This is a genomic window from Bacillus sp. RC240, assembly GCF_044907945.1.
In the GTDB taxonomy this organism is placed as follows: Bacteria; Bacillota; Bacilli; order Bacillales; family Bacillaceae_G; genus Bacillus_A; species Bacillus_A mycoides.
The window spans coordinates 137,988-160,465 of sequence record NZ_JBIYCT010000007.1 but is presented as its reverse complement, the minus strand read 5'-3'; the positions used below and the strand labels follow the sequence as shown (position 1 = coordinate 160,465).

Annotated in this window: 20 protein-coding genes; 10 read left to right on the top strand and 10 right to left on the bottom strand. The window is 36.1% G+C overall.

Translation table 11 applies throughout. The features are described from left to right. Positions 1–122: 122 nt before the first annotated feature. On the top strand, positions 123–2,141 hold the full coding sequence (locus ABH955_RS21420; protein WP_404457564.1) for a GAF domain-containing sensor histidine kinase: 2,019 nt from the start codon (positions 123–125) through the stop codon (positions 2,139–2,141). A gap of 103 nt (positions 2,142–2,244) precedes the next feature. On the opposite strand, the gene ABH955_RS21415 is transcribed toward ABH955_RS21420, so the two are convergent. Continuing rightward, the gene (locus tag ABH955_RS21415) at positions 2,245–3,156 is read right to left on the bottom strand and encodes an endonuclease NucS domain-containing protein (RefSeq protein WP_088031355.1); all 912 of its coding nucleotides are present in this window, start codon (positions 3,154–3,156) and stop codon (positions 2,245–2,247) included. Positions 3,157–3,386: 230 nt separating this feature from the next. Here ABH955_RS21415 and ABH955_RS21410 point away from each other — a divergent pair, with 230 nt between their 5' ends. Together ABH955_RS21410 and ABH955_RS21405 are read left to right on the top strand one after the other, a co-directional pair. Beyond that, positions 3,387–3,905 (top strand): YehS family protein, encoded by a 519-nt coding sequence (locus ABH955_RS21410; protein WP_404457566.1) that lies wholly within the window; start codon positions 3,387–3,389, stop codon positions 3,903–3,905. A 94-nt stretch (positions 3,906–3,999) separates the two neighbouring features. Next, complete coding sequence (locus ABH955_RS21405) at positions 4,000–4,707, top strand: M48 family metallopeptidase (RefSeq protein WP_000233748.1); 708 nt, start codon at positions 4,000–4,002, stop codon at positions 4,705–4,707. Positions 4,708–4,866: 159 nt separating this feature from the next. On the opposite strand, the gene ABH955_RS21400 is transcribed toward ABH955_RS21405, so the two are convergent. Then, positions 4,867–5,562 carry a GNAT family N-acetyltransferase gene (locus tag ABH955_RS21400; protein WP_404457569.1) on the bottom strand — a complete coding sequence of 232 codons (696 nt, stop codon included), beginning with the start codon at positions 5,560–5,562 and terminating at the stop codon, positions 4,867–4,869. 14 nt (positions 5,563–5,576) lie between these two features. Then, entirely contained in the window at positions 5,577–6,686 is a 1,110-nt protein-coding gene (locus ABH955_RS21395; RefSeq protein ID WP_078178036.1) for a mandelate racemase/muconate lactonizing enzyme family protein, read from the bottom strand. 93 nt (positions 6,687–6,779) lie between these two features. On the opposite strand from ABH955_RS21395, the gene ABH955_RS21390 reads away from it, so the two are divergent. After that, positions 6,780–8,057, top strand: a complete 1,278-nt coding sequence (locus ABH955_RS21390) for a transcriptional regulator (protein ID WP_404491644.1) — start codon at positions 6,780–6,782, stop codon at positions 8,055–8,057. Here the strand turns inward: ABH955_RS21390 and nhaC are convergent. After that, positions 8,054–9,475 carry a Na+/H+ antiporter NhaC gene (nhaC, locus tag ABH955_RS21385; protein WP_404457575.1) on the bottom strand — a complete coding sequence of 474 codons (1,422 nt, stop codon included), beginning with the start codon at positions 9,473–9,475 and terminating at the stop codon, positions 8,054–8,056. The two genes, ABH955_RS21390 and nhaC, sit on opposite strands and share 4 nt — an antisense overlap. A gap of 289 nt (positions 9,476–9,764) precedes the next feature. On the opposite strand from nhaC, the gene ABH955_RS21380 reads away from it, so the two are divergent. Both ABH955_RS21380 and ABH955_RS21375 read left to right on the top strand, forming a co-directional pair. Next, positions 9,765–10,880, top strand: a complete 1,116-nt coding sequence (locus ABH955_RS21380) for a M20 peptidase aminoacylase family protein (protein ID WP_002124929.1) — start codon at positions 9,765–9,767, stop codon at positions 10,878–10,880. 151 nt (positions 10,881–11,031) lie between these two features. Continuing rightward, positions 11,032–11,640, top strand: a complete 609-nt coding sequence (locus ABH955_RS21375; protein ID WP_404491642.1) for an SAM-dependent methyltransferase — start codon at positions 11,032–11,034, stop codon at positions 11,638–11,640. Between the two features lie 50 nt (positions 11,641–11,690). Here the strand turns inward: ABH955_RS21375 and ahpF are convergent, their stop codons facing one another. Together ahpF and ahpC are read right to left on the bottom strand one after the other, a co-directional pair. Then, the gene (gene ahpF, locus ABH955_RS21370) at positions 11,691–13,217 is read right to left on the bottom strand and encodes an alkyl hydroperoxide reductase subunit F (protein WP_016093439.1); all 1,527 of its coding nucleotides are present in this window, start codon (positions 13,215–13,217) and stop codon (positions 11,691–11,693) included. Positions 13,218–13,231: 14 nt separating this feature from the next. Beyond that, positions 13,232–13,795 carry an alkyl hydroperoxide reductase subunit C gene (ahpC, locus tag ABH955_RS21365; RefSeq protein WP_000924420.1) on the bottom strand — a complete coding sequence of 188 codons (564 nt, stop codon included), beginning with the start codon at positions 13,793–13,795 and terminating at the stop codon, positions 13,232–13,234. Positions 13,796–14,385: 590 nt separating this feature from the next. On the opposite strand from ahpC, the gene mtnK reads away from it, so the two are divergent. The 3 genes from mtnK to ABH955_RS21350 are packed head-to-tail and all read left to right on the top strand — an operon-like array spanning position 14,386 to position 17,367. Then, the gene (gene mtnK, locus ABH955_RS21360; RefSeq protein ID WP_404491640.1) at positions 14,386–15,615 is read left to right on the top strand and encodes an S-methyl-5-thioribose kinase; all 1,230 of its coding nucleotides are present in this window, start codon (positions 14,386–14,388) and stop codon (positions 15,613–15,615) included. Between the two features lie 12 nt (positions 15,616–15,627). Continuing rightward, the gene (mtnA, locus tag ABH955_RS21355; RefSeq protein WP_404446864.1) at positions 15,628–16,671 is read left to right on the top strand and encodes an S-methyl-5-thioribose-1-phosphate isomerase; all 1,044 of its coding nucleotides are present in this window, start codon (positions 15,628–15,630) and stop codon (positions 16,669–16,671) included. Positions 16,672–16,725: 54 nt separating this feature from the next. Beyond that, entirely contained in the window at positions 16,726–17,367 is a 642-nt protein-coding gene (locus ABH955_RS21350) for an L-fuculose-phosphate aldolase (protein WP_404446861.1), read from the top strand. 44 nt (positions 17,368–17,411) lie between these two features. Here ABH955_RS21350 and ABH955_RS21345 read toward each other — a convergent pair whose 3' ends face one another. Genes ABH955_RS21345 through ABH955_RS21335 form a run of 3 tightly spaced genes read right to left on the bottom strand, consistent with a single transcriptional unit; the run spans position 17,412 to position 20,422 of the window. Then, positions 17,412–18,419 (bottom strand): FecCD family ABC transporter permease, encoded by a 1,008-nt coding sequence (locus ABH955_RS21345; protein WP_044444293.1) that lies wholly within the window; start codon positions 18,417–18,419, stop codon positions 17,412–17,414. Next, positions 18,416–19,456 (bottom strand): FecCD family ABC transporter permease, encoded by a 1,041-nt coding sequence (locus ABH955_RS21340; protein ID WP_002139451.1) that lies wholly within the window; start codon positions 19,454–19,456, stop codon positions 18,416–18,418. The genes ABH955_RS21345 and ABH955_RS21340 overlap by 4 nt, the downstream gene beginning before the upstream one ends. Before the next feature lie 48 nt (positions 19,457–19,504). Beyond that, complete coding sequence (locus ABH955_RS21335) at positions 19,505–20,422, bottom strand: iron-hydroxamate ABC transporter substrate-binding protein (protein ID WP_000732562.1); 918 nt, start codon at positions 20,420–20,422, stop codon at positions 19,505–19,507. Between the two features lie 330 nt (positions 20,423–20,752). Between ABH955_RS21335 and ABH955_RS21330 the strand changes: the two genes are divergently transcribed. Continuing rightward, positions 20,753–21,802, top strand: coding sequence for an NAD(P)/FAD-dependent oxidoreductase (locus tag ABH955_RS21330; RefSeq protein WP_113938012.1), 1,050 nt, complete (start codon positions 20,753–20,755; stop codon positions 21,800–21,802). Positions 21,803–22,033: 231 nt separating this feature from the next. On the opposite strand, the gene ABH955_RS21325 is transcribed toward ABH955_RS21330, so the two are convergent. After that, positions 22,034–22,402: a hypothetical protein gene (locus ABH955_RS21325; protein WP_016103223.1), complete on the bottom strand. Its 369-nt coding sequence runs from the start codon at positions 22,400–22,402 to the stop codon at positions 22,034–22,036. Positions 22,403–22,478 lie beyond the last annotated feature (76 nt).

Genomic DNA, 22,478 nt, shown 5'->3' with positions numbered 1-22,478 from the left:
TTCTATGTAAAACAAGGGTAAGAAAAGAATACAGGAGAAAATTGAAAATGGCAGGTTGGTCTTGATTTTCACTGATATTATCATGTTTATTTTATTATGCCTATAACTTGGAGGCTATGTGAATGTTAAGTGATCAGACGAGGTATTCTAGGCTCGCGAATATAACAAAAATAATAAATACAAAATTAGAATTACGTGAAGTATTGCAGCGTGTAACAATGGCGATATCAGAGGAGATTGTTAGGTGCAACGCTGTTGGAATTTATTTACCCCAGGAAGATGGAACATTTAGAGGGTTTGCAGGGAAACCAGAGACCATAAATGGCGTAACGCTCGATACTCAGGTAATTGATCCTGAAATAGACTTACTGGCAAAAGAAGTTATTGAAACAAAAAAAACCATCTATATCCCTGATACCTCAAAGGATCATCGGCCGGATCCAAGACCAGTTGATGCGTTCAAAATTAAGTCCTTATTAGCCCTGCCTATCTCATTTGGACAAGAGTTATTTGGTCTGGTTTTTTTATTTGATTATGGAGTTCCAATGAACTTAACAGATTCAGAGATTCAAAGTGTTGAAGCTTATGTAAATATGGCTGCGGTCGCAATTCAAAACGCAAATAATTTAACACAAAAGGAAAACCTTATTGCCGAGAAGCAGCTGTTACTAGATGTTACCCGTGATTTATCAATGTGTTCCTCGATACAGGAGAGTTTTGATAAATGTTTTTTTTACTTAGGACAGATTTTAGAGAGTAAAAACATGGCTGCCCACCTTTTAGACCCGCTAGACAAAACAACGATTAAAACAACGAAGTTAAGCAAGGACTGTGATTGGACAGAAGCGGATTGGATGGAGAAAAGCTATGAAGCCAAGATTCAAGAGGTTATTCAAACAAAAAATATAGATAGTAAGGGTCTACTGATGATTCCATTGGTTTCAATGGGAGAAGTATTAGGGGTAATCGTCGTTGGCAAAGAGGGAAAAGCTCACAATTACGATAATTCCCAAATTCAACTGGCAAAATCTATCGTTGATGCCACAGCTCCTACGTTTTCAAACTTGTTATATATGGATCAACTTGAAAGCATGGTGGAAGAGCGAACGAGAGAACTAGCTGCTGCTAATGAAAAAGTTACAAGTGTGATTGAAATTATTACGGATGGATTCTTTACTCTGAATAATGAATGGGAATTCACGTACGTAAATAAGCATCAATATTTTCCACAAAGAAAAACAGCAAAAGATGTATTAGGTAAGAATATATGGGAGGTCTTCCCGAGTAGCGTCGACGCAGTTATGTATAAGGAATTTCATCGTGCAATGTCAGGGCGAATTACAGTTCATTTCGAATTTTTTTCTATCTCTGATGAATATTGGCACGAAGTTATTGCATATCCGTATGATGATGGTATTTGTTGTATTTTTAAAAACATAACGGAAAAAAAGCAATATGAGCAGGAATTGAAAAGGTTATCCAACATAGATTTAATAGGGCAAATGGCAGCAGGTATCAGCCATGAGATTAGAAATCCAATGACAACAGTAAGAGGATTTTTGCAGTTATTAAAAGAAGAGCGCACCTATGAGAAACATAATAAGTACTTTAATTTAATGATTGAAGAACTTGATCGTGCCAATTCTATTATTACTGAATTTCTCTCAATCGGTAATACAAGGAAATCGGATTTGCAGATGTTAGATTTAAATTCAATTATCCACGATATTATTCCTTTAATAAAGATTGATACGTATAATCAAAATAAATCTATTCAAGTCGATACAAATGACATTCCGGAATTATTTTTAAATCGTAATGAGATACGACAATTATTAATAAACCTATACCGTAATGGCTTAGAAGCGATGAGCACAGGGAAAGTTCTAACCATTAGCACCTACAAGGAATGTCAAAATTGTGTGGTGCTTGCAGTGCGGGATCAAGGAAAAGGTATCAGGCCTGAAGTATTAGAGAAACTGGGTACTCCATTTTACACGACCAAAGATAATGGAACTGGATTGGGGCTAGGCATATGTTATGCCATTGCTACCCGTCATAATGCAAAAATAGAAATTCAAACAGGCTCGGAAGGCACGACCTTTTTTGTTAAATTTAATTATGAAAATAATGAACAATAACCTCATTTAGATTAGTTATGGTGAACTGTACCACAAATATTCATATTTGAGTTGCATAAAAAAATGGACAAACCTATATTAGGTTTGTCCATTTTCAAGTATGTTAATTAATAGTAAATCCCCATCCGTAATTTCGCACGATTATCCTATCCTTTTTTGCTTTATTAATATCATCCTCAAAGGAAGGTGATGTCCCACTACCAACTAAAATACCTTTTACAGTATTTAATTTTAATTCTTCTTTACATAGTTTAATATAATGTTTAATTTGATTTAAAGCGTTTCTATCAATAGGGCCTTTCTTAATTTCTACTACAATAAATTCGTTATTAGTAGTATCTCTTAATAACAAATCTAAACGTGATTCATCTGAGAAGATATGCTGTGATTTTTCAATTGTATAGTTTGCATCAAGTATTGAAGGGTTAGAAATGATGAATTTCTCGATATCTCTTTCTAAAATTTGAAATACTTCTTCAGCGGTTAAAACTCTATTAGTAAGTCTACCCTTGGACTCATTTTGTTCAATTAAATCTAATAATAAATTGATATCAGATGGATTCAATTCTTTCCAAGTACGAAGAGCAGAAGAAATTGCACTTAATAAAGTTTGATTAGGATTAAGGTTTGCAGACCTGGATAATTTACTCAATAATTCAGGTGTAATTTCCAAAGGAACTTGAAGGACTTTAGATTGAATAGGATTTCCAAACGCAATACATTCGCTTGGTGTCAGTTGCTGAATCTCTTTCTTTAGGTGAGGATTATCATATTTATTCATGATTAAACGATTCTGTTTGATATCTTTTACAAGCACGACTTCTTCGACCAGATAATATGCGGTTATATAGCGCTTGTTATGTATTGTTTTATGAAAGAATAGAAAATCTCCCTTTTGTACTTTTAGGAGCTTTTCGGTATTAGCCCCTGACTCTCCATATGTATATTCTGTTAGCATTGGGTCCTCATGTCCGAAGTTTCGTTCAGCATCTTTATAACCAATTAGATAATTCACTATTGATTCCCTCCCGTATGAACTCTAGTATCATTATAATTCAATTGGTTTAAAATGGATAATTCCAAGTGCCTAAACAACATATATTGCTGTTTTAAACTCATCCCCAAAAGCATTAATCCACCCAAGACTACAAAACCTCACCCTAAAATGTTAAAGTAGTAACTTAACGACATTAATTTACACATGCTAAAAGCATTACTATAATCAACATTTCAGGAGGAAATACAATGGCAATGAGCAACAACGATATATTAAAAAGAGTAAGATACGCTTTAGATATAAGAGATATAGATATGGTGGAAATATTTAATCTTGGTGGCATGGAAGTAACGAAAGAGGACGTACTTGATATGCTTACAAAAGTAAAGAGAAGTCCACAACATGAAGCTGAAAATGATGATGTAATCGAAGATGAGTACGTATTAACATGCGACATGATGATGCTAGAGGCATTTTTAAATGGATTTATTACTTTAAAAAGAGGGAAGCAAGATCCGAAACCAGGGCAACCGGCACCTGTACAGAGCAAGGAGAGTGCGAATAACCTTCTTCTAAAGAAAATGAAAATAGCACTATCTTTAACGAGTGAAGATGTGCTTGATATATTAGACAGCGTAGGAGTTATCGTAACAAAAGGAGAGTTAGGCGCTTTATTAAGAAAGAAAGGCCATAAGCATTACAAAGAGTGCGGCGATAGATACGCAAGGAATTTCATTAAGGGATTAGGTGTAAAGTACAGAGGATAATAAGTTCGGTGAAACAGTAAATGATATAATAGATAGAGTAGGGCGTTTGTGTCCTATTCTTTTTTATTTGTAAAATAATACACTAGGTGATGAAATGGTACATACATATTTAGGTGAGACAATTAATTTTCATATAACTTATAAGAAGAAAAAGTCGGTGCGTCTTTTTGTAGATTCGTACGGAAATGTGGAAGTGCAAGCTCCAAAAGGAACGCCTGTTGAATACTTAGTCCAATTGTTAGAGGAGAAATGGGATTGGATTCAGAAAACACGTAAGGAAATGCAGGAGCGAGCGCTTGGACCACAGGAAAAGGGTTATGATCAAGGCGAGGGCTTTCTGTATTTAGGGAATACGTATCCGATACAGATTTCTCAAGATGCAAGTATTGAACAAGATAATGCAGTATTTGAAGGGAATAAGCTACATATTTACGTGAATGAGCTTAAGGATGAGAAAATCCAGCAGGCTTTAAAACGATTTTACTATAAGCAGTGCAAGGCATTAGTAGAGAAGAGTATTAAAGCGCATCAAAGTAATTTTAAAACAAAACCACGTTCTATTCGTATTACAGATAGTAGTCGTACGTGGGGAACTTGTGATTCAAATCTACAGTTAACGTTTAATTGGAAGTTAGCAATGGCACCACAGCGAGTAATTGATTATGTAGTTGTTCATGAAATGTGTCATATGGTTCATTTAAATCATGATCGTTCTTTTTGGCGTCTTGTTGGGAAGATAATGCCTGATTATAAGGAAATGGAAAACTGGTTAGCGTTATCAAGTTGGAAGATGACGGTTTAGTAATGCGCTTTATATAGGTTGCGATTATTGTCAATACTTGTCGGTAAGTCGATATATTTAAAAAATCGCTCATATAATTTCATTTGCCAGGGGATTATTGAATGAGGAGAAAGTAAAAGGAGGTGTCACAGTGGACATCTCCTTTTTCAGGTGTAGGAACTATCGTCCAAACTTCACAACGAAATCCCCATCTATTTTCTCCATCTTATATCCACGATACCCCTCTGAAAGTAACGCTTGCTTTTCACTAACATCACTCATCGGAACACTTTTAACATTCGTCCAATCTCTTTCTGTGTCCTTACGCAATTCCTTCACAAAAACATACCGCATACTCCCGCCATACTTCTCCTTCAGCGCAGCAATTTCCATCCCTTGCGCAAATTTATCCTTTAAACTAGGAATGTTAAAAGGTGCAACGGTGCAGCAAACATAGTCGTACTGGCTGCCTTCTTTTTGTAATTCATCCATGATGACTGTGGCTAATATTTTTTGCATGCCATTTCCGCGGCAGTTCGGGTGAACGTTTGAGATTTCTTGATAGATGACGCGGTGTAGTTCACTTTCTGATAGGCCGATATCAAGTCCTAAATGTTCATCGTCGATAGGAGGGACGAGTAGGGCACGAAATGCGATGAGCTCGTTTTGTATAAACGCACCGATCATCATGCCATTTCCTTCTAGAATGTATTGAAATTCTTCTAGCAAGAGTGGTTGTAAACGACCTTTATCTTCTAGCGCTTCAACTACAACGTTTTGTAATGATAAAATTTGTTCCATATGTTCTAAAGATAGTAATGTAACGTGAAATGAATCGTTGTTTTGTTTTAATGTTCCTTCGTAAAGAGTCGTCATGTGTTAGTCCTCCTTTAGCGTACAACGTCTTGAAAGACGGTTAATTCTTGTAATGTATTTTCGTTTATTTCAATGCCGAGTCCCGGCTTTTCGTTTAAGCGAATAAATGGTACGTCGTAATGTAAGTTTCCGATGTCTTTCGTGAATTTTAATGGCCCCGTTAGCTCGACACTAGTAATGATTTTTTTTGAGAAAGCGACATGGAATCCTGCGGAAGAGGCAACAGATGATTCGACCATGGATCCAACTTGGCATTCAATGCCTGCCATTTCAGCTTGATGAGCGAGTTTTACAGCTGGATATATGCCGCCGCATTTCATTAGTTTTATATTCACTTTATCAGCTGCGTCTAATTTAATAATTTGGCGCATTTCACGAGAGCCTTTTAGTCCTTCATCAATCATAAGCGGAAGATCTGTTTTCGAACGAATGTGAGCCATTGCATCAATATCATCCGCTACAACAGGTTGTTCAATCCAGTCGATGTTTAAATGTCCTAATGAACGAAGTGCTGTTAATGTGTTTGCGCTATTTTTCCAGCCTTGGTTTACATCAACACGAATCGCGATATCATTTCCTACACGTTCACGTACAGCTTCAATTCGTTTTACATCTTCTTTTACATTCGTGCCGACTTTCATTTTGAAAGATTGGTAACCTTTCTTAATCATGGAAGCTGCTTCTTCAGCCATATTTTCTGGATCGGCGATACTTAAGACGTGAGTGACAGGAAATGCTTCATGGTAGCGTCCTCCAATTAATTGATATACAGGTTGATTTAGTTTTTTACCCAGTATATCAAAACAAGCGATATCAATCGCAGCTTTCGCAGTAGGAATACCGTAAATTGTATTGTCCATCATATCGTGTATTTTTTCGATATTCATTGGATTTTTCCCAATTAGAGCAGGAGCTAGTGTATGTTTTAAAACATGGAAAGTACTTTCCCATGATTCACCTGTAACGTGATCATCAGCAACGCCTTCACCGTAACCGATAATGCCTTCATCTGTTTCCATTTTGACGATAATAGAAGGCATATCAGAATAAGAACCATAACTAATAACAAACGGATCGCGAAGCGGTAAACGAATTGCGTAAAGGTGAATAGCTGTAATTTTCATTGAATAAAGACCCCTTCCTGTTTACAATGGTTTTGTACATTTGATATAGTTGACGTTAAATAGTCGTTAATTAATGATAAGGAGTTAGAGAAAATGATGATAAAAATTGCAGTTGTCGGTTCAAAAGAGTTTATGGAGAATCTTTTACCTATTGCTCATAAACTAGAAGAGATAGAGATTGATCCATATATTTACCTTCACCCGGCAGAATCTTCTGAACTATTAAAGCGTTTAAAACCTTGTAATGTTATTTTTTTCTCGGGTGCCCTACCTTATTATATGGCAAAAGAAATAAGAGAACAATTACCAATTCCAAGTACGTACTTACAGCAAGACGAGACAACTGTCGCTTCTTCACTTCTTTCTATAATATATCATCAAAGTATTCAACCTCATAAAATTTCAATTGATTTAGTAGATCGTTCGTTTATTAAAAATGTGTTCCATGATATCGGTCTGAAAGAAACTCCGCAAGTGATGGATTATGAAAATGTGTTATGGAGTAATGATGAAATTAAGAGAATCATTGATTTTCATTTAGCTAAATATCAATCAGGAGAGGCTGATTTAGCTTTAACTAGTATTCACGCTGTCTACGATGAACTTCAAAAAATAGGTATTCCTTCAGAGCGTATGATAGATCCAACGCAATCAATTATACATGGATTAAAAGATGCAAAAATAAAAGCTGAGTTAGCAAAAAGCCATTCAGCTACTGTTGGTGCTTGTATTATATCCTTTATAGAGTTACAAGAAAGATCGCTTGAACAATTAAATGTAATTTCAAAAGAATTACGTGGTTCATTTAAACAAGTTGATGAAATGACTTTTATTTTGTATACAACTCGTGGTGATATCGAATCGAGTATAAAAACAAATACGATAGATCGTTTATTTACGAATATAGAAGGAGCTGTATCTATTGGATTTGGTTACGGAAAAACAGTAAATGAAGCGGAACAAAATGCAAAAATCGCTCAAGGTTTCGCAAAAAATAATCCGATAGAACGCTGCTTTTATATACTAACAAGTGATAAAAAATTATTTGGCCCGTTCCCGAAAGAACAGAGAGTACAAAGTTTAAAAAACGATAATCCAGAATTAATGAAAATAGCGAAGGAAACGAAGCTTAGTCCTGCAAACTTGTCAAAAATTATTCAGTTTAGTCAATCGCATCCATCATTGAAATTTACAGCGGCGGATCTTTCTGAGTACTTACAAGTGACTCGGCGATCGACGGAAAGGCTGTTAAAGAAATTAGTTGATTACAGATATGCCAATATTTGCGGCGAGGAAATGCCCTATCAACAAGGGCGCCCTCGTGCAATATATGAGCTAAATTTACCGTTGTATTCGTTTCAAAAATTTTAAGCTTCTAGTTGTGCTTTTTGTTTTTTCAGTAGGTCTGCTTTTTCAATATCAGATAGCTTCGTAATTGTGAAGCCAGTTATACCATAAATGATTGAAATAATAGGTACGATGAAATTCAATATAGCATAAGGAGCATATTCGAATGCGCCTACACCAAGTGTTGCGAGTATAAATACACCACATGTATTCCAAGGTACGAAAACAGAAGTTAATGTTCCGCCATCTTCTAATGCTCTGGATAAATTTTTAGAATGTAGTCCTTTTTCTGTGTACGCATTTGCATACATTCTTGAAGGAACAACAATCGAAATATATTGTTCAGAGCAAGTAAGATTCGTTGCAAAGCAAGATGCGATAGTAGAAGCGATAAGTCCCTTTGCTGATGTCGCTAATTTTAAAATTTGATTTACAATTGAGCGAAGAATGCCAGTATGTTCTAGTACTCCTCCGAAAGTCATAGCGACAATTGTCATAGAAACTGTATTCATCATAGAGCTTAAGCCACCACGGTTAAATAGTTCGTCTACTAGCTTGTTTCCAGTGTCTATAACAAATCCACTTTGGAGTGCACCGACAGCTGATGAGACAGAACCACCTTGAATAAAGACTTGTGATAAGAATCCTAAAATAACACCTACGAGAATAGCTGGTATAGCAGGGACTTTTTTAGCGACCAATACCATAACAACTACTGGTATAATTAATAGAAAAGGTGAGATAACAAAGTTTTGTTGCAATACTTGTAACGTTTGATCGATGCTTTTTGAATCAATATTGTTATCGCCAAAGCTTCTTCCTAAGAACGCATAAACGATAAGAGTAATAATTAAACCTGGAATTGTAGTAAATAACATGTGACGAATATGTGTGAATAAATCTGTATTTGTTAATCCTGCGGCTAAGTTTGTCGTGTCTGAAAGCGGTGACATTTTATCGCCAAAATAAGAACCGGAAATTATAGCGCCAGCAACCATTGGAGCTGGGATTCCCATACTTAGGCCAATTCCCATTCCAGCAACACCGATTGTTCCCATTGTAGACCAAGAGCTACCGATTGCTAATGCAACGATAGAACAAATAATTGTAATTGAAACTAAAAATAGTGATGGAGTTAAAAGTTTTAAGCCGTAATAAATCATAGTAGCGACGATTCCGCCGCCAATCCAAGCACCGATCGTTAAACCTACAAGAATAATGATAACGATAGCGGGTAATGCAAGGCGAATTCCTTTATACATCGATTCTTCAATGTCATTCCATTTGTAACCGTATCGCCAAGCGACGATCGAAGCAACGGTTGTACCGATAATAAGTGGGACGTGAGGGCTTTGTTCTAATACAACAATTGTAACCATCATAACTGCAACTGTAATGATAATAGGGATTATTGCTATGCCAAAAGGTATTTCTCTTTTCATAAACTGCCTCCTCATTATGTATGTTTGTATTTTTAGAATTGTCGCAAAATAGACGTTATTAAGTTATAATAACTAAAAATAGATGTAAGCGTCAATATAAAAACAGAAAATATAGAATCTTCTATTTGTATGGATATCTTTATAAGATGAGTTGAAATCGGGTATTAACGGTATTAAAAAATAAACAATTGACTTTTTTCTTAAAATTCAATATGTTCATAAAAACATCTGTTTTTCATAAGTATAATTAATCTGAATGGTTTGTAATTAGGGGAAGGAGAATGAAGCTTTGAAAACATTAGAACTACAAGAGCGTTTAACTGAAATTTTTCAGCATTTACATGAAAACCCTGAAGTAAGCTGGAAGGAATATGAAACGACAGCTTATATTACTAACTTTCTAAAAGAAGAAGGAATTTCATATAAAATATTTGATGATTGCCCTGGCGTGATTGCTGAAATCGGAAGAGGGAATCCAGTTATCGCGATTCGTGCTGATATGGATGCACTATGGCAAGAAGTAGACGGAGAATTTAAAGCGAATCACTCATGCGGCCACGATGCTCATATGACAATTGTGATGGGTCTTATTTTACAATTGAAAAATATGAGATGGGATAGTGGTACTGTTAGATTTATTTTTCAGCCGGCAGAGGAAAAAGGAAATGGTTCCTTAAAGATGGTAGAGAAGGGCGCCGTGGATGATGCTGATTTCTTATTTGGTGTTCATTTAAGGCCGATTGAAGAACTGCCTTTGAAACAAGCAGCCCCATCTATTCGTCACGGAGCTGCAGCATTTTTAGAAGGGATGATTCATGGAGATGATGCACACGGGGCACGCCCACATCAAGGTATAAATGCAATTGATGTCATTTCGATGATCAATATTGGATTGAAAAATATATGGTTACCGCCGCAGACGTCTTATTCTGTTAAGATGACGAGATGCCAAGCTGGTGGTGATAATCTAAATATTATTCCAGGTAACGGGCACTTTAGTTTAGATGTAAGAGCAGAAAATAACATATTACTAGATGAATTGAAGCGAAAAATAGAGCAAGTAATTCAGTCAGCTGAATCAATGGGATCTAAACTTTCTTATGAGTGGATTGATCTCGCACCAGGAGCTGAAGTGTCAGAAGAAGCTGAGCGTTTCATGCGGAAAGGCATTCTTGAAGTGTACGGGGAAGAGGGATGTACTGGACCACTGTATACGACAGGAAGCGATGATTTCCATTACTATACAGTGAAAAGACCCCATTTAAAAGCTGTCATGCTTGGACTAGGGGCGAACTTACAACCTGGATTACACCATCCGTATATGAAGTTTGATCATAGCTGTATAATGGATGGAGTAGAAATATTGAAACAAACTGTATTGAAAGTATTAGAAGACAGGGGCTAGAAAGCTCCTGTTTTTTTGGTAGGAATTTGTTGTTAAGTCGATATATTCGATTTCGCGATAATATAATTTCACGTACCAATTAATTTGATAAAAATGAGCATTCAGTACGTGGTGTATAATAATAGTAATATTTCTTAATAGGAGCAAACGAATGAACGAACAATATTACGATGCTGTATTAAATATAAAAACCGTCGGTGAGCAAAAAGGATTTAATAAGTCTATGCATTATCACCGTTATGAACCGACGCCATATAGCGGATTAGATGAGTTATTAAATCAATATGAAATAACAAGTAGCGATCGAATTGTAGACTTTGGGTGCGGAAAAGGGAGATTGAATTTTTACATGCACCATAAGTGTGGTGCTTCGGCCGTTGGGATTGAAATGAATGAAGAGTTTTATAAAGAAGCAATGGATAATCGTGATCGTTATGCGCGGAAAGTGAGAAACAGTAAAGATAAAATTCGGTTTGAATGTTGTTTAGCACAGGAATATGAGATTGATCCACGTGATAACCGGTTTTATTTCTTCAATCCATTTTCTGTCCAAGTGTTTATGAATGTAGTAAATAACATTTTGCTTTCGGTAGAGGAAATAGAGAGGAAAGTGGATATTATTTTATACTACCCTTCTGAAGATTATATTTTCTTCTTGGAGAATCAGACTGCTTTTGAATTGAAGAGAGAAGTTAGATTACCGGGTGCTTATGAGAAGAATGGGAATGAGAGATTTTTAGTTTATACATTAGGATTATAAAAAAAGCAGGTGCCTTGGCACCTGCTTTTTTAAAACTCACGTTTATATAATTAGTTACGGATTAAGTAATCAAATGCACCTAAAGCTGCATTCGCACCTGAACCCATAGAGATGATGATTTGTTTGTACGGATTATTTGTACAGTCACCTGCACCAAACACTCCTGGTACGTTTGTAGCGCCGTGCTTGTCTGTTACGATTTCACCGCGAACGCGTTCAACTGTTTCGCCTAACCAGTCTGTGTTTGGCACAAGACCGATTTGAACGAATACACCTTGTAATTCAACATGGTGTACTTCTTCAGTTTCACGATCGATGTAAGAAATACCGTTTACTTTATCAGTACCAGTGATTTCTTTCGTTTGAACGTTTTTCAGAACAGTTACGTTTGGTAAGCTGTTAAGACGTTCTTGTAATACAGCATCAGCTTTTAATTCTGGCATGAATTCAAGAACAGTTACGTGCTTAACAATACCTGCTAAGTCGATAGCTGCTTCAATACCAGAGTTACCACCGCCGATAACCGCTACATCTTTTCCGATGAATAATGGACCGTCACAGTGTGGGCAGTATGCTACACCTTTGTTTTTGAACTCAGCTTCACCCGGTACGCCAACATTACGCCAGCGAGCACCTGTTGAAACGATTACGCTCTTACTTTTCAGAATAGCGCCGTTTTCAAGTTCCACTTCAATAAGTTCTTTTTTCTCTAAACGTTTCGCACGTTGTAGATTCATTACATCGATGTCGTATTCTTTTACGTGCTCTTCAAGGCTTGCTACTAGCTTAGGACCTTCAGTGCGTTTTACGCTGATGAAGTTCTCAATACCCATAGTATCCATTACTTGACCACCGAAGCGCTCAGCAACGATACCAGTGCGGATGCCTTTACGTGCTGCATAAATTGCTGCACTTGCACCAGCTGGGCCGCCACCAACAACAAGAACATCGTATGGATCTTTATCAGAAAGCTCTGATGCATCTGGACCGTTACCCATTTTAGCTAAAATTTCTTCAAGTGTCATACGACCGCTTCCGAAAGATTCGCCGTTTAGGTAAACAGTTGGTACTGCCATGATGTCTTTACTTTCTACTTCCTCTTTGAATGCAGCGCCATCAATCATAGTATGTGTAATACTAGAGTTTAGAACGCTCATTACGTTAAGAGCTTGTACAACATCAGGACAGTTATGACAACTTAGGCTGATATAAGATTCAAAATGATATTCGCCTTGAATGTTTTTGATTTGATCGATTAATTTTTGTTCAACTTTTGGAGCACGTCCACTAACTTGTAGTAAAGCTAACACTAATGAAGTAAATTCGTGTCCTAATGGAATACCAGCGAATACGACACCAGTGTCTTCACCAGGGCGATTTACGCTAAAGCTTGGTGTTCTCTCTAGTTCAACTTTTTCTACTGTAATCTTAGATGACATAGTAGCTAATTCATCTACTAGAGATAACATATCTTTAGATACGTTATCGTCTCCTGCGCTTACTTTAAGTAAAATATCGTTCTCCATTAACTGAAGGTATTGGGATAGTTGTGTTTTTATATCTGCATCTAGTATCATTTTGATCGAACTCCTTAGATTTTGCCTACAAGGTCAAGGCTTGGTTTAAGTGTTGCAGAACCCTCTTGCCATTTAGCTGGGCAAACTTCACCTGGGTTGTTACGTACGTATTGAGCTGCTTTAATTTTGTTAACAAGGATGCTTGCGTCACGGCCGATACCGTCAGCATTGATTTCCATAGATTGGATAACGCCGTCTGGATCGATGATGAATGTACCACGAGCAGCAAGACCTTCTTCTTCCATTAAAACGTTGAAGTTTGTAGTAATTGTGCGAGTTGGGTCACCAATCATAATGTATTCGATTTTGCCGATAGTTTCTGAGCTATCATGCCATGCTTTGTGAGTGAAGTGAGTGTCTGTAGATACAGAGTATACTTCAACGCCTAAGTCTTTTAGAGTTGCGTATTGGTTTTGTAAGTCTTCAAGTTCAGTTGGACAAACGAATGTGAAGTCTGCTGGGTAGAAACAAACTACGCTCCATTTTCCTTTTAAACTTTCGTCAGTAACTTGGATAAATTCTCCATTATGGTAAGCATTAGCTTTAAACGGTTTTACTTCTGTGCCGATTAATAACATATTAAAATTCCTCCTAAAGGTTGGTTTTGAGCATCGGAAATTAGTTTGCTCATAAAATATATTTTTTAATTAACTATAATAATTCTAATTCGATATTAATTATCATATAGAAGTGGTTATTTTGTCAAGAGAATAAACCAACTTTATACCAATTTAATTAATATTTATTCTCAATTAAGGCTGCTAGGGAATTAAAAGGTAATTTTCAAGTCATAAATTTTCAATGAGTGTTTGAAAGAGTAGTGTGTATGTTAGAGACATGGTGTAAGTATAAATTCTTAGGAAGGAAATATTTCTTAGAAGTTGTGGATTTGAAAAGGAACTACTTACTTCTATTTTACAAAGAATTGTGCAATAAATAAAACAAAATGTATCGGAATCTTTGTGAACAATTATTGTCATCATAAATATATATAATAAGAAGTATATTGCAATGAGAAATAGAAGCATTGACGCTCATTTCTAACAAGATATAATAAAAGCGAGATATGTATTGCAATAGAGAAGATATAGTATAGATTGAAAAAATTTCAATCTATTATTTTTTACGGCTTTTAGAAAACGTTTACATTTGGTATGGAGGGGAAACCATGTCTAAGTTCACGAAGTATTTTTTAATGGAAGCTAAAGATGTGATTACATATGTGCAAGAGAAAGTACCTAAGTTCGAGCATGCAAAGGGGCTAAAGTGTAAAGAAATAGGTGATGGTAATTTAAATTATGTGTTCCGCGTTTGTGATGAACAGAAGAGCATTTCTGTCATTGTAAAACAAGCTGGGGATACAGCGCGTATTTCAGATGAGTTTAAGTTGTCGACGAATCGAATCCGTATAGAATCAGATGTTTTACGATTAGAAGGAGAATTAGCACCTGGACTCGTGCCAAATGTATATTTGTTCGATAGTGTGATGAATTGTTGCGTGATGGAAGATTTATCAGATCACACAATATTGCGTACAGCACTCATAAATCATCAAATGTTTCCGAGGCTTGCTGAGGATTTAACTACTTTTATGGTAAACACTCTTCTATTAACATCAGATGTTGTAATGAATCATAAAGAAAAGAAGGAACTTGTGAAGAATTATATAAATCCTGAGTTATGTGAGATTACAGAGGACCTCGTATATTCAGAGCCATTTACAAATCATAATAAACGCAACGAATTGTTTCAATTAAACGAAGGATGGATTAGAGAGCTTATTTATAGTGATAAAGAGCTTCGTATGGAAGTAGCAAAACTTAAGTTTTCTTTTATGACGAATGCACAAGCGCTGCTTCACGGTGATTTACATACTGGTTCTGTTTTTGTAAAAAGTGATTCTACAAAGGTTATTGATCCTGAATTTGCTTTTTATGGACCTATGGGATATGACGTTGGGAATATAATGGCGAATTTAATGTTTGCATGGGTGAATGCAGATGCAGTGATGCAATCTGGTATTGAGAAAGATACATATATGAACTGGATAGAATCTACCATGATAGATGTAATTGATTTATTTAAGAAGAAGTTTTTAGATGCTTGGGATATTCATGTAACAGAGATTATGGCGAAGGAAGAAGGTTTTAACCAAGTTTATTTACAATCTGTATTAGAGGATACAGCTGCAGTGACGGGTCTTGAGTTAATTCGTCGTATTGTTGGTCTAGCGAAGGTGAAGGATATGACTTGTATTGAGAATGATGCAGCGCGTGCTAGAGCGGAGCGAATTTGTCTACAGGCAGCGAAGAAGTTTATTTTACAAGCGAATCAATATAAAACAGGTAGTAGCTTTGTAGAAACGTTAAAAAAACAGTCAATGCATAGTGCGAAATAAGGGGAGAAGATGATGGCAGAGCAATTAATACCAATTCAGTGGAAAGATGATGCTTTAGTGTTATTGGATCAAACGGTATTACCGAACGAAGTAGTCTATGAATCTTTTAAAACAGCTGAGGGTGTGTGGGATGCGATTCAAGTAATGAAAGTACGAGGAGCGCCGGCAATAGGTGTTTCAGCAGCCTACGGTGTGTATTTAGGAGTAAAGGAAGTTGCGGAAAGTTCGGCGGAAGAATTCATAGAGGAAGTAAAAAAGGTATGTGCATACTTAGCGACATCAAGACCGACGGCAGTAAATTTATTTTGGGCGCTTGAAAGAATGGAAAGTGTAGCGAAAGAGAATGCTCACTTATCAATTGCGCAGTTGAAAGATAGATTATTAGAAGAAGCAAAAAAGATTCATAGAGAAGATGAAGAAATTAACCGTCAAATTGGAGAACATGCATTAACATTATTCCATGATGGCATGGGGGTATTAACGCATTGTAATGCAGGTGCGTTAGCAACGACTAAGTATGGTACTGCGACAGCTCCAATGTACTTAGCGAAAGAAAAAGGATGGGACTTAAAAATCTATTCCGATGAAACACGCCCTAGATTACAAGGTTCAACGTTAACGGCATTAGAACTGCAGCGAGCGGGAATTGATGTAACGGTCATTACAGATAATATGGCAGCAATGGTCATGTCACAAGGGAAAATCGATGCAGTAATCGTTGGATGTGATCGTGTAGCAGCAAACGGGGATGTAGCAAATAAAATTGGAACATTAGGTGTTTCGATTTTGGCTAAATATTATAACATTCCGTTTTATGTAGCAGCACCAACGCCGACAATTGATTTGAAAACACTGACAGGAAAAGAAATTCCAATTGAAGAAAGAGATGCTTCTGAAGTGATCAATCGTTTCGGACAATACTCTGCTCCGCAAGAAAGTAAAGTATACAATCCGGCATTTGATGTCACGCCATATGAAAATGTAACAGCGATTATTACGGAAAAAGGAATTGTGAGAGCACCGTTTATGGAGAATTTAAAAAAGCTATTTCAATAAGTAGATAGTTTTTAGAAAAATAGTCATCATAAGTTTCTTACTAGGGGGATGTATATGTTATTGCAAAAAGAAAGAGAAGAAGTTGTAGCGTACGGAAAGAAAATGATTTCTAGTGGTTTAACAAAGGGGACTGGCGGTAATATTAGTATTTTCAATCGTGAACAAGGTCTTGTTGCAATTAGCCCAAGTGGTCTAGATTATTATGAAACGACGCCTGAAGATGTAGTTATATTGAATTTAGATGGTGAAGTGATAGAAGGAGAGAGAAAACCATCAAGCGAATTAGATATGCACCTTATCTATTATAGAAATCGTGAAGATATAAATGCGCTTGTACATACACATTCTCCTTATGCGAAGACAATCGCATCATTAGGATGGGAACTTCCTGCTGTATCATATTTAATTGCTTTTGCAGGTCCGAATGTTCGCTGTGCACCATATGAAACATTTGGTACGAAGCAATTAGCAGAGGCTGCTTTGGAAGGAATGATTGATCGTCGTGCAGTTTTACTTGCGAATCATGGTTTAATGGCTGGTGCAAATAATATAAAAATGGCGTTTACTATTGCAGAAGAAATAGAGTTTTGTGCTCAAATTTATTATCAAACGAAAAGTGTTGGAGAACCGAAATTACTGCCAGAAGACGAGATGGAGAATTTGTCGAAGAAGTTTGAAGGGTATGGACAGCAGTAGAATGAAATGAAAACACCCTCAAGAAAAAATCTTGAGGGTGTTTCTTACACTTTCTTAAGCAACAAATACATAAAGTAAGGTGCACCAATTAAAGCAACGACAATACCAGCTGGAATACCGCTAGGTTCGACGATATTTCGTCCAATTGTATCCGCTAGTAGTAATAACCATCCGCCGATTAAAACGGCGATAGGGATGAATATTTGATGCCTTGGACCTACTAAAGATTTGGCGATGTGAGGAGCCATAAGTCCGATAAAGCTAATGCCTCCTGTTACGGAAACAGCAGCGGCAGCAAGTGCAACGGCTGCGATTAATAAGTATCTTCGTTCTTTTTCAATTTCAATTCCAACACCGATTGCTACTGGTTCGTTTAATGCTAGTATATTTAATCGATTTGCTTTATAGAAGACAAATGGGATTAATACGATTAGCCATGGAAGCATTGCTAAAACAAATGTCCAGTCATCTCCCCAAATGTTTCCGGCAATCCATTTAGCGATAAAGTCTACTTTCATACGATCTGCAGATGAAATAAGTACAATCATCGCGCCAGATAGTGCAAAGGAAAAACCGATGCCGGTTAATGTTAATCTTATTGGCTGAAGGCCTGTGGATTTGCTATATGAAAATACGTAAATTAGAACAGCTGTTAGAAACGCACCGATAAATCCAACGACTGGTAGTAGGTAAAGAAATGAACCTACGTCTATCGGGAAATATAGAAAGAAAACAGAAACTGCAACACCAGCACCAGCGTTAATGCCCAGAATACCAGGTTCAGCTAAATCGTTTCGGGTAATACCTTGTAATATAGCACCTGATAAAGCGAGTGCCATACCGGCTAATAATGTAATGACGATTCTAGGTAGCCTTAAAGAATATAAAACGAATTCTTCTTTAAATGTACCTTGTCCCATAAGTGTTGGGATTAATCTGTCATAGGAGAGAGCGGCAGAACCGAGTCCCATTCCAATTACAATTGTTGTGATGGTAAGTATGAGTAATGCAAGTATGATAAGGCGTTGTTTCTTTAGAATAGATTGCATCATGAGAAAGTTCTTCCTCCTTTACGTACAATAAATAGGAAGAATGGTAATCCTACAATTGCGACGATTGCAGCAACTGGTGTTTCATACGGAGCGTTAATTGTACGTCCGATTGTGTCTGCGAGCAGCATAAAGGAAGCACCAGCAATCGCTGACATCGGTATAACAAAACGGTAATCTGGTCCAACGATTGGACGAACCATATGGGGTACCATAAGGCCGATAAATGCCATGTTTCCGACAAGTGCTACAGAAGCACCAGCAAGCAAGATAATAATGATAAATAAAATCGTTTTAATAACGATTATTTTTTGACCGAGTCCAACGGCAACTTCTTCACTGAAACTAAGAACTGTTAATTTCTTTGCAAGTAAGATAGCGATAAATATACTTATTGAAATAACCGGAATAATAATTTTTAATTGGCTCCAACTCGTTCCAATTACGCCCCCAGCCGTCCACATTGATACATCTTGTGAAATTTTAAAGTAAATGCCAACACCTTCTGAGATTGCAAGTAGAAATGCTGAAACAGCAGCACCAGCTAATACAATTCGAAGAGGAGAAAGTCCGCCCTTTTTCACCATGCCAATTCCAAATACCATAATAGCGCCAATTGCAGCACCGATAAAGCAAGCTAGTGTTAAGTAAAGGTAGCTTATAGAAGGATTGAAGGCAAGTGTTAGTGCAAGTGCAGCATTTGCGCCACCAGTTAGGCCAAGTAATCCAGGATCGGCAAGTGGGTTTCGCGTTAATCCTTGCATAATTGCACCAGAAACAGCGAGTCCAGCTCCTACAAAAATAGCAGCAACTTCACGTGGTAAACGTATTTCACGAAGGATGGATAGCTTATCTCCTTTAGCAGAGGAAGTAAGTGCTAACCATACGTCTTTTATAGAAGTATCTGCAGCGCCTAACACCATTGCAAACATAAAAATAAGAAAGAATGCAATGATACTCAAAATTAATTTGTATGTAAAAGCGTTGGAACGTAGGTTGTCTTGCTCTTTTTTCATCAGTTTCACATCTTTTCTTTTCATAGAATAAAGGAAGAGGAATTCTTAAATTAAGAATTCCTCATGTTTGTATTATTGACCAAGAAAGCTCTTCTTGAAGAAGTCTAGTTGGAAATCTAATGTAAGTGGATCATTGAAATAGAATTCCATCATGTTTGCTTCATATACACGATTATTTTTTACTGCCGGAATGTTTTTATATGATTCTGTCTCTTGGAATGAGTTATCAGTATCTTTGTTTTTACTTACGATTAAGTAATCACCAGCAAACTCAGGTAATACCTCAGTAGATAATGCGTAGTATCCTTCTTTTAAGGCTTTTTCTTTTACTTTTTCAGGCATTTTTAATTTCATTTCTTGGTAAAGAATTTCTGTTCCACGGCCCCAGTTTTCGCCGTATACGTAAAGCTGCTTGTTGAAGTTTTCAACAACAGAAACGGTTGCATCTTCACCGATCTTCGCTTTAATGTCTTTTCCAGCTGTTTGTGCGCGTTTCTTGAAATCATCAACCCAAGTTTTTGCTTCTTTTTCTTTATTTAATAATTTACCGATTTCTAAGTGTTGTGTTAAGTAATCAACTTTTCCGTAAGTGTATGTTACAGTAGGAGCGATTTTCTTTAACTTATCAACATTTTTAATATTTGATAAACCAATGATTAAATCTGGATTTAATTCAGCAATTTTTTCAACATTCTCATCTGATACTTCAGCGACATTTTTCAGTTTGCTATCAAAACGTGGGTTTTGTTTAGACCATGAATCTACCCCAACAAGATTTACACCTAATGACATTACGTTACCAGCGAATGATGATAGGACAACAACACGTTGTGGATTTGCTGGAACTTCAACTTTACCATTTTCAGATTGGTATGTAATTGTTTCTGATTTCTTACCTTTTGCGTCGTTCTTCTTGTCTGTTGAACCATTGCTACAAGCACTCATAACAAGGACGAACAGAACTGTTAGTGAAATGAATAATTTTTTCATCGTCTTTCTCCTTTTGATAGATGATATGTGATATACAATAAATTGTTTGGCTTTGATCTTTTGAAAAGTTAGTGGTAATACAAAAGTCTTATTAACAATCTTGAACTTGAGATTTTACCATATAGTATTCACCATAGTAATAGAAGAAGATGTAATCTCACAGTTGCTAATAATTAACAAATTGATAATGATTATCACTATTGATTCTTTAAATACTATAATTTTATATAGGTGTATTGTCAATAGTGATTTTGATTGTAAAATTTATAAAAACAAGTTATATTTTATTGAGAATGATAATCAATTATTAGTAGCTGAGGAGTGACACGAATGAATCAAGAAGAATTGTTTGATGTAACTGTGATAGGCGGAGGACCTGCAGGGCTTTATTCAGCTTTTTATAGTGGACTAAGAGAGATGAAAACGAAAATAATAGAATTTCAACCACAGTTAGGTGGAAAAATACATGTTTATCCGGAGAAAATGATTTGGGATATTGGCGGATTATTACCGGTTACTGGTGATAAATTAATTGAGCAACTTGTACAACAAGGATTAACATTTCAGCCTGAAGTTGTATTGAATACAAAAATAGAATCAATTATTCGTAATCAGGATGGCATTTTTACATTGAAAACAAGCTCTGGGGAAGAACATTTTTCAAAAACAGTGATCGTCGCAACTGGGAGTGGTATATTGAATCCACAAAAGTTATCAATTGAAGGTGCTGAGAGATTCGAAGTCTCAAATTTAAATTATACAGTTAAATCGTTAAAACGTTTCAAAGATAAAACGGTAATTATTTCAGGCGGAGGGAACTCCGCAATTGATTGGGCGAACGAATTAGAACCAATCGCAAAAAAAGTTTATTTAACATATAGAAAAGAAGAATTATCTGGTCATGAAGCACAAGTAAAACAACTTATGAACAGTTCAGCAGAATGTTTCTTTAATACATCGATTACAAAATTAATTGCTGGTGATAACCATGAAGCGATTGAATATATAGAATTAACAAATCATGAAACTGGAGAAATTTCTCATTTATCTATCGATGAAGTTATTATTAATCATGGATATGAACGCGATATAACATTATTAGAAAATAGTGAGCTAGATGTTGCTATTGTTGACAATTATTATATTGCAGGGAATGCAAATAGTGAGTCCTCGGTAGACGGATTATATGCCGCTGGAGATATTTTAAAGCATGAAGGGAAATTGCATTTAATCGCAGGGGCATTCCAAGATGCTGGAAACGCTGTGAATAAAGCGAAACAATTTATTCAACCTGATGCAAGTGAGTACGGAATGGTTTCTTCTCATAATGAAGTATTTAAGAAGAGAAATCGAGAATTGATTAAGCAGATGATGAAATAATAAAGGAACAAGTATACCCCCATTTACATCTCTATTTCTATGGACGAGAGATACAAATGGGGTTTTTCCTGTTTACTATATTTTCAATCATTTTCATGACACCGTTTTCATTAGTTCATGTCATATGAATGTATTTCTATAAAAAGGGAATACAAAGACTTGAACATTTTATTTGTAAATCTTTCTAGGAAACAATGAATCTATAGTTGGTTTGTGCGGACCATTATTAAATTATGCGGTCCCTTTTGTCTGTTCATTAGGAAATGGAATATTTTGTATAGAAACAATATATTGTTTTCCATGTTGTCGAGCTAATGATTCTAATATTTGACGAACGCGTTTTGTAAGATTGCCTTGTTTTTTTATAGCTTCACAATATGCATCATAGAAAACGTATTTAGCCCAAAGGAAATCATCTTGTTGGAATAAGAAATGATTTTTGTACCATTCACCAATCGTATGATAACAATTATTTTCATGTACTGCTGCACTTTGTGAAAGAATACGATCGGATAAAGACTTAGATAGATGAGAAATTGTGTTTTCTGTTTCAACTCGTAATGTTTTTTCTAACATTGTAATGATGTGACGAGTAGCCATATGTTAACTCTCCTTTGTGTAAATGGGTAATACCATTCTATATTTAAAAAATACTTACTATACTATTATACAATAT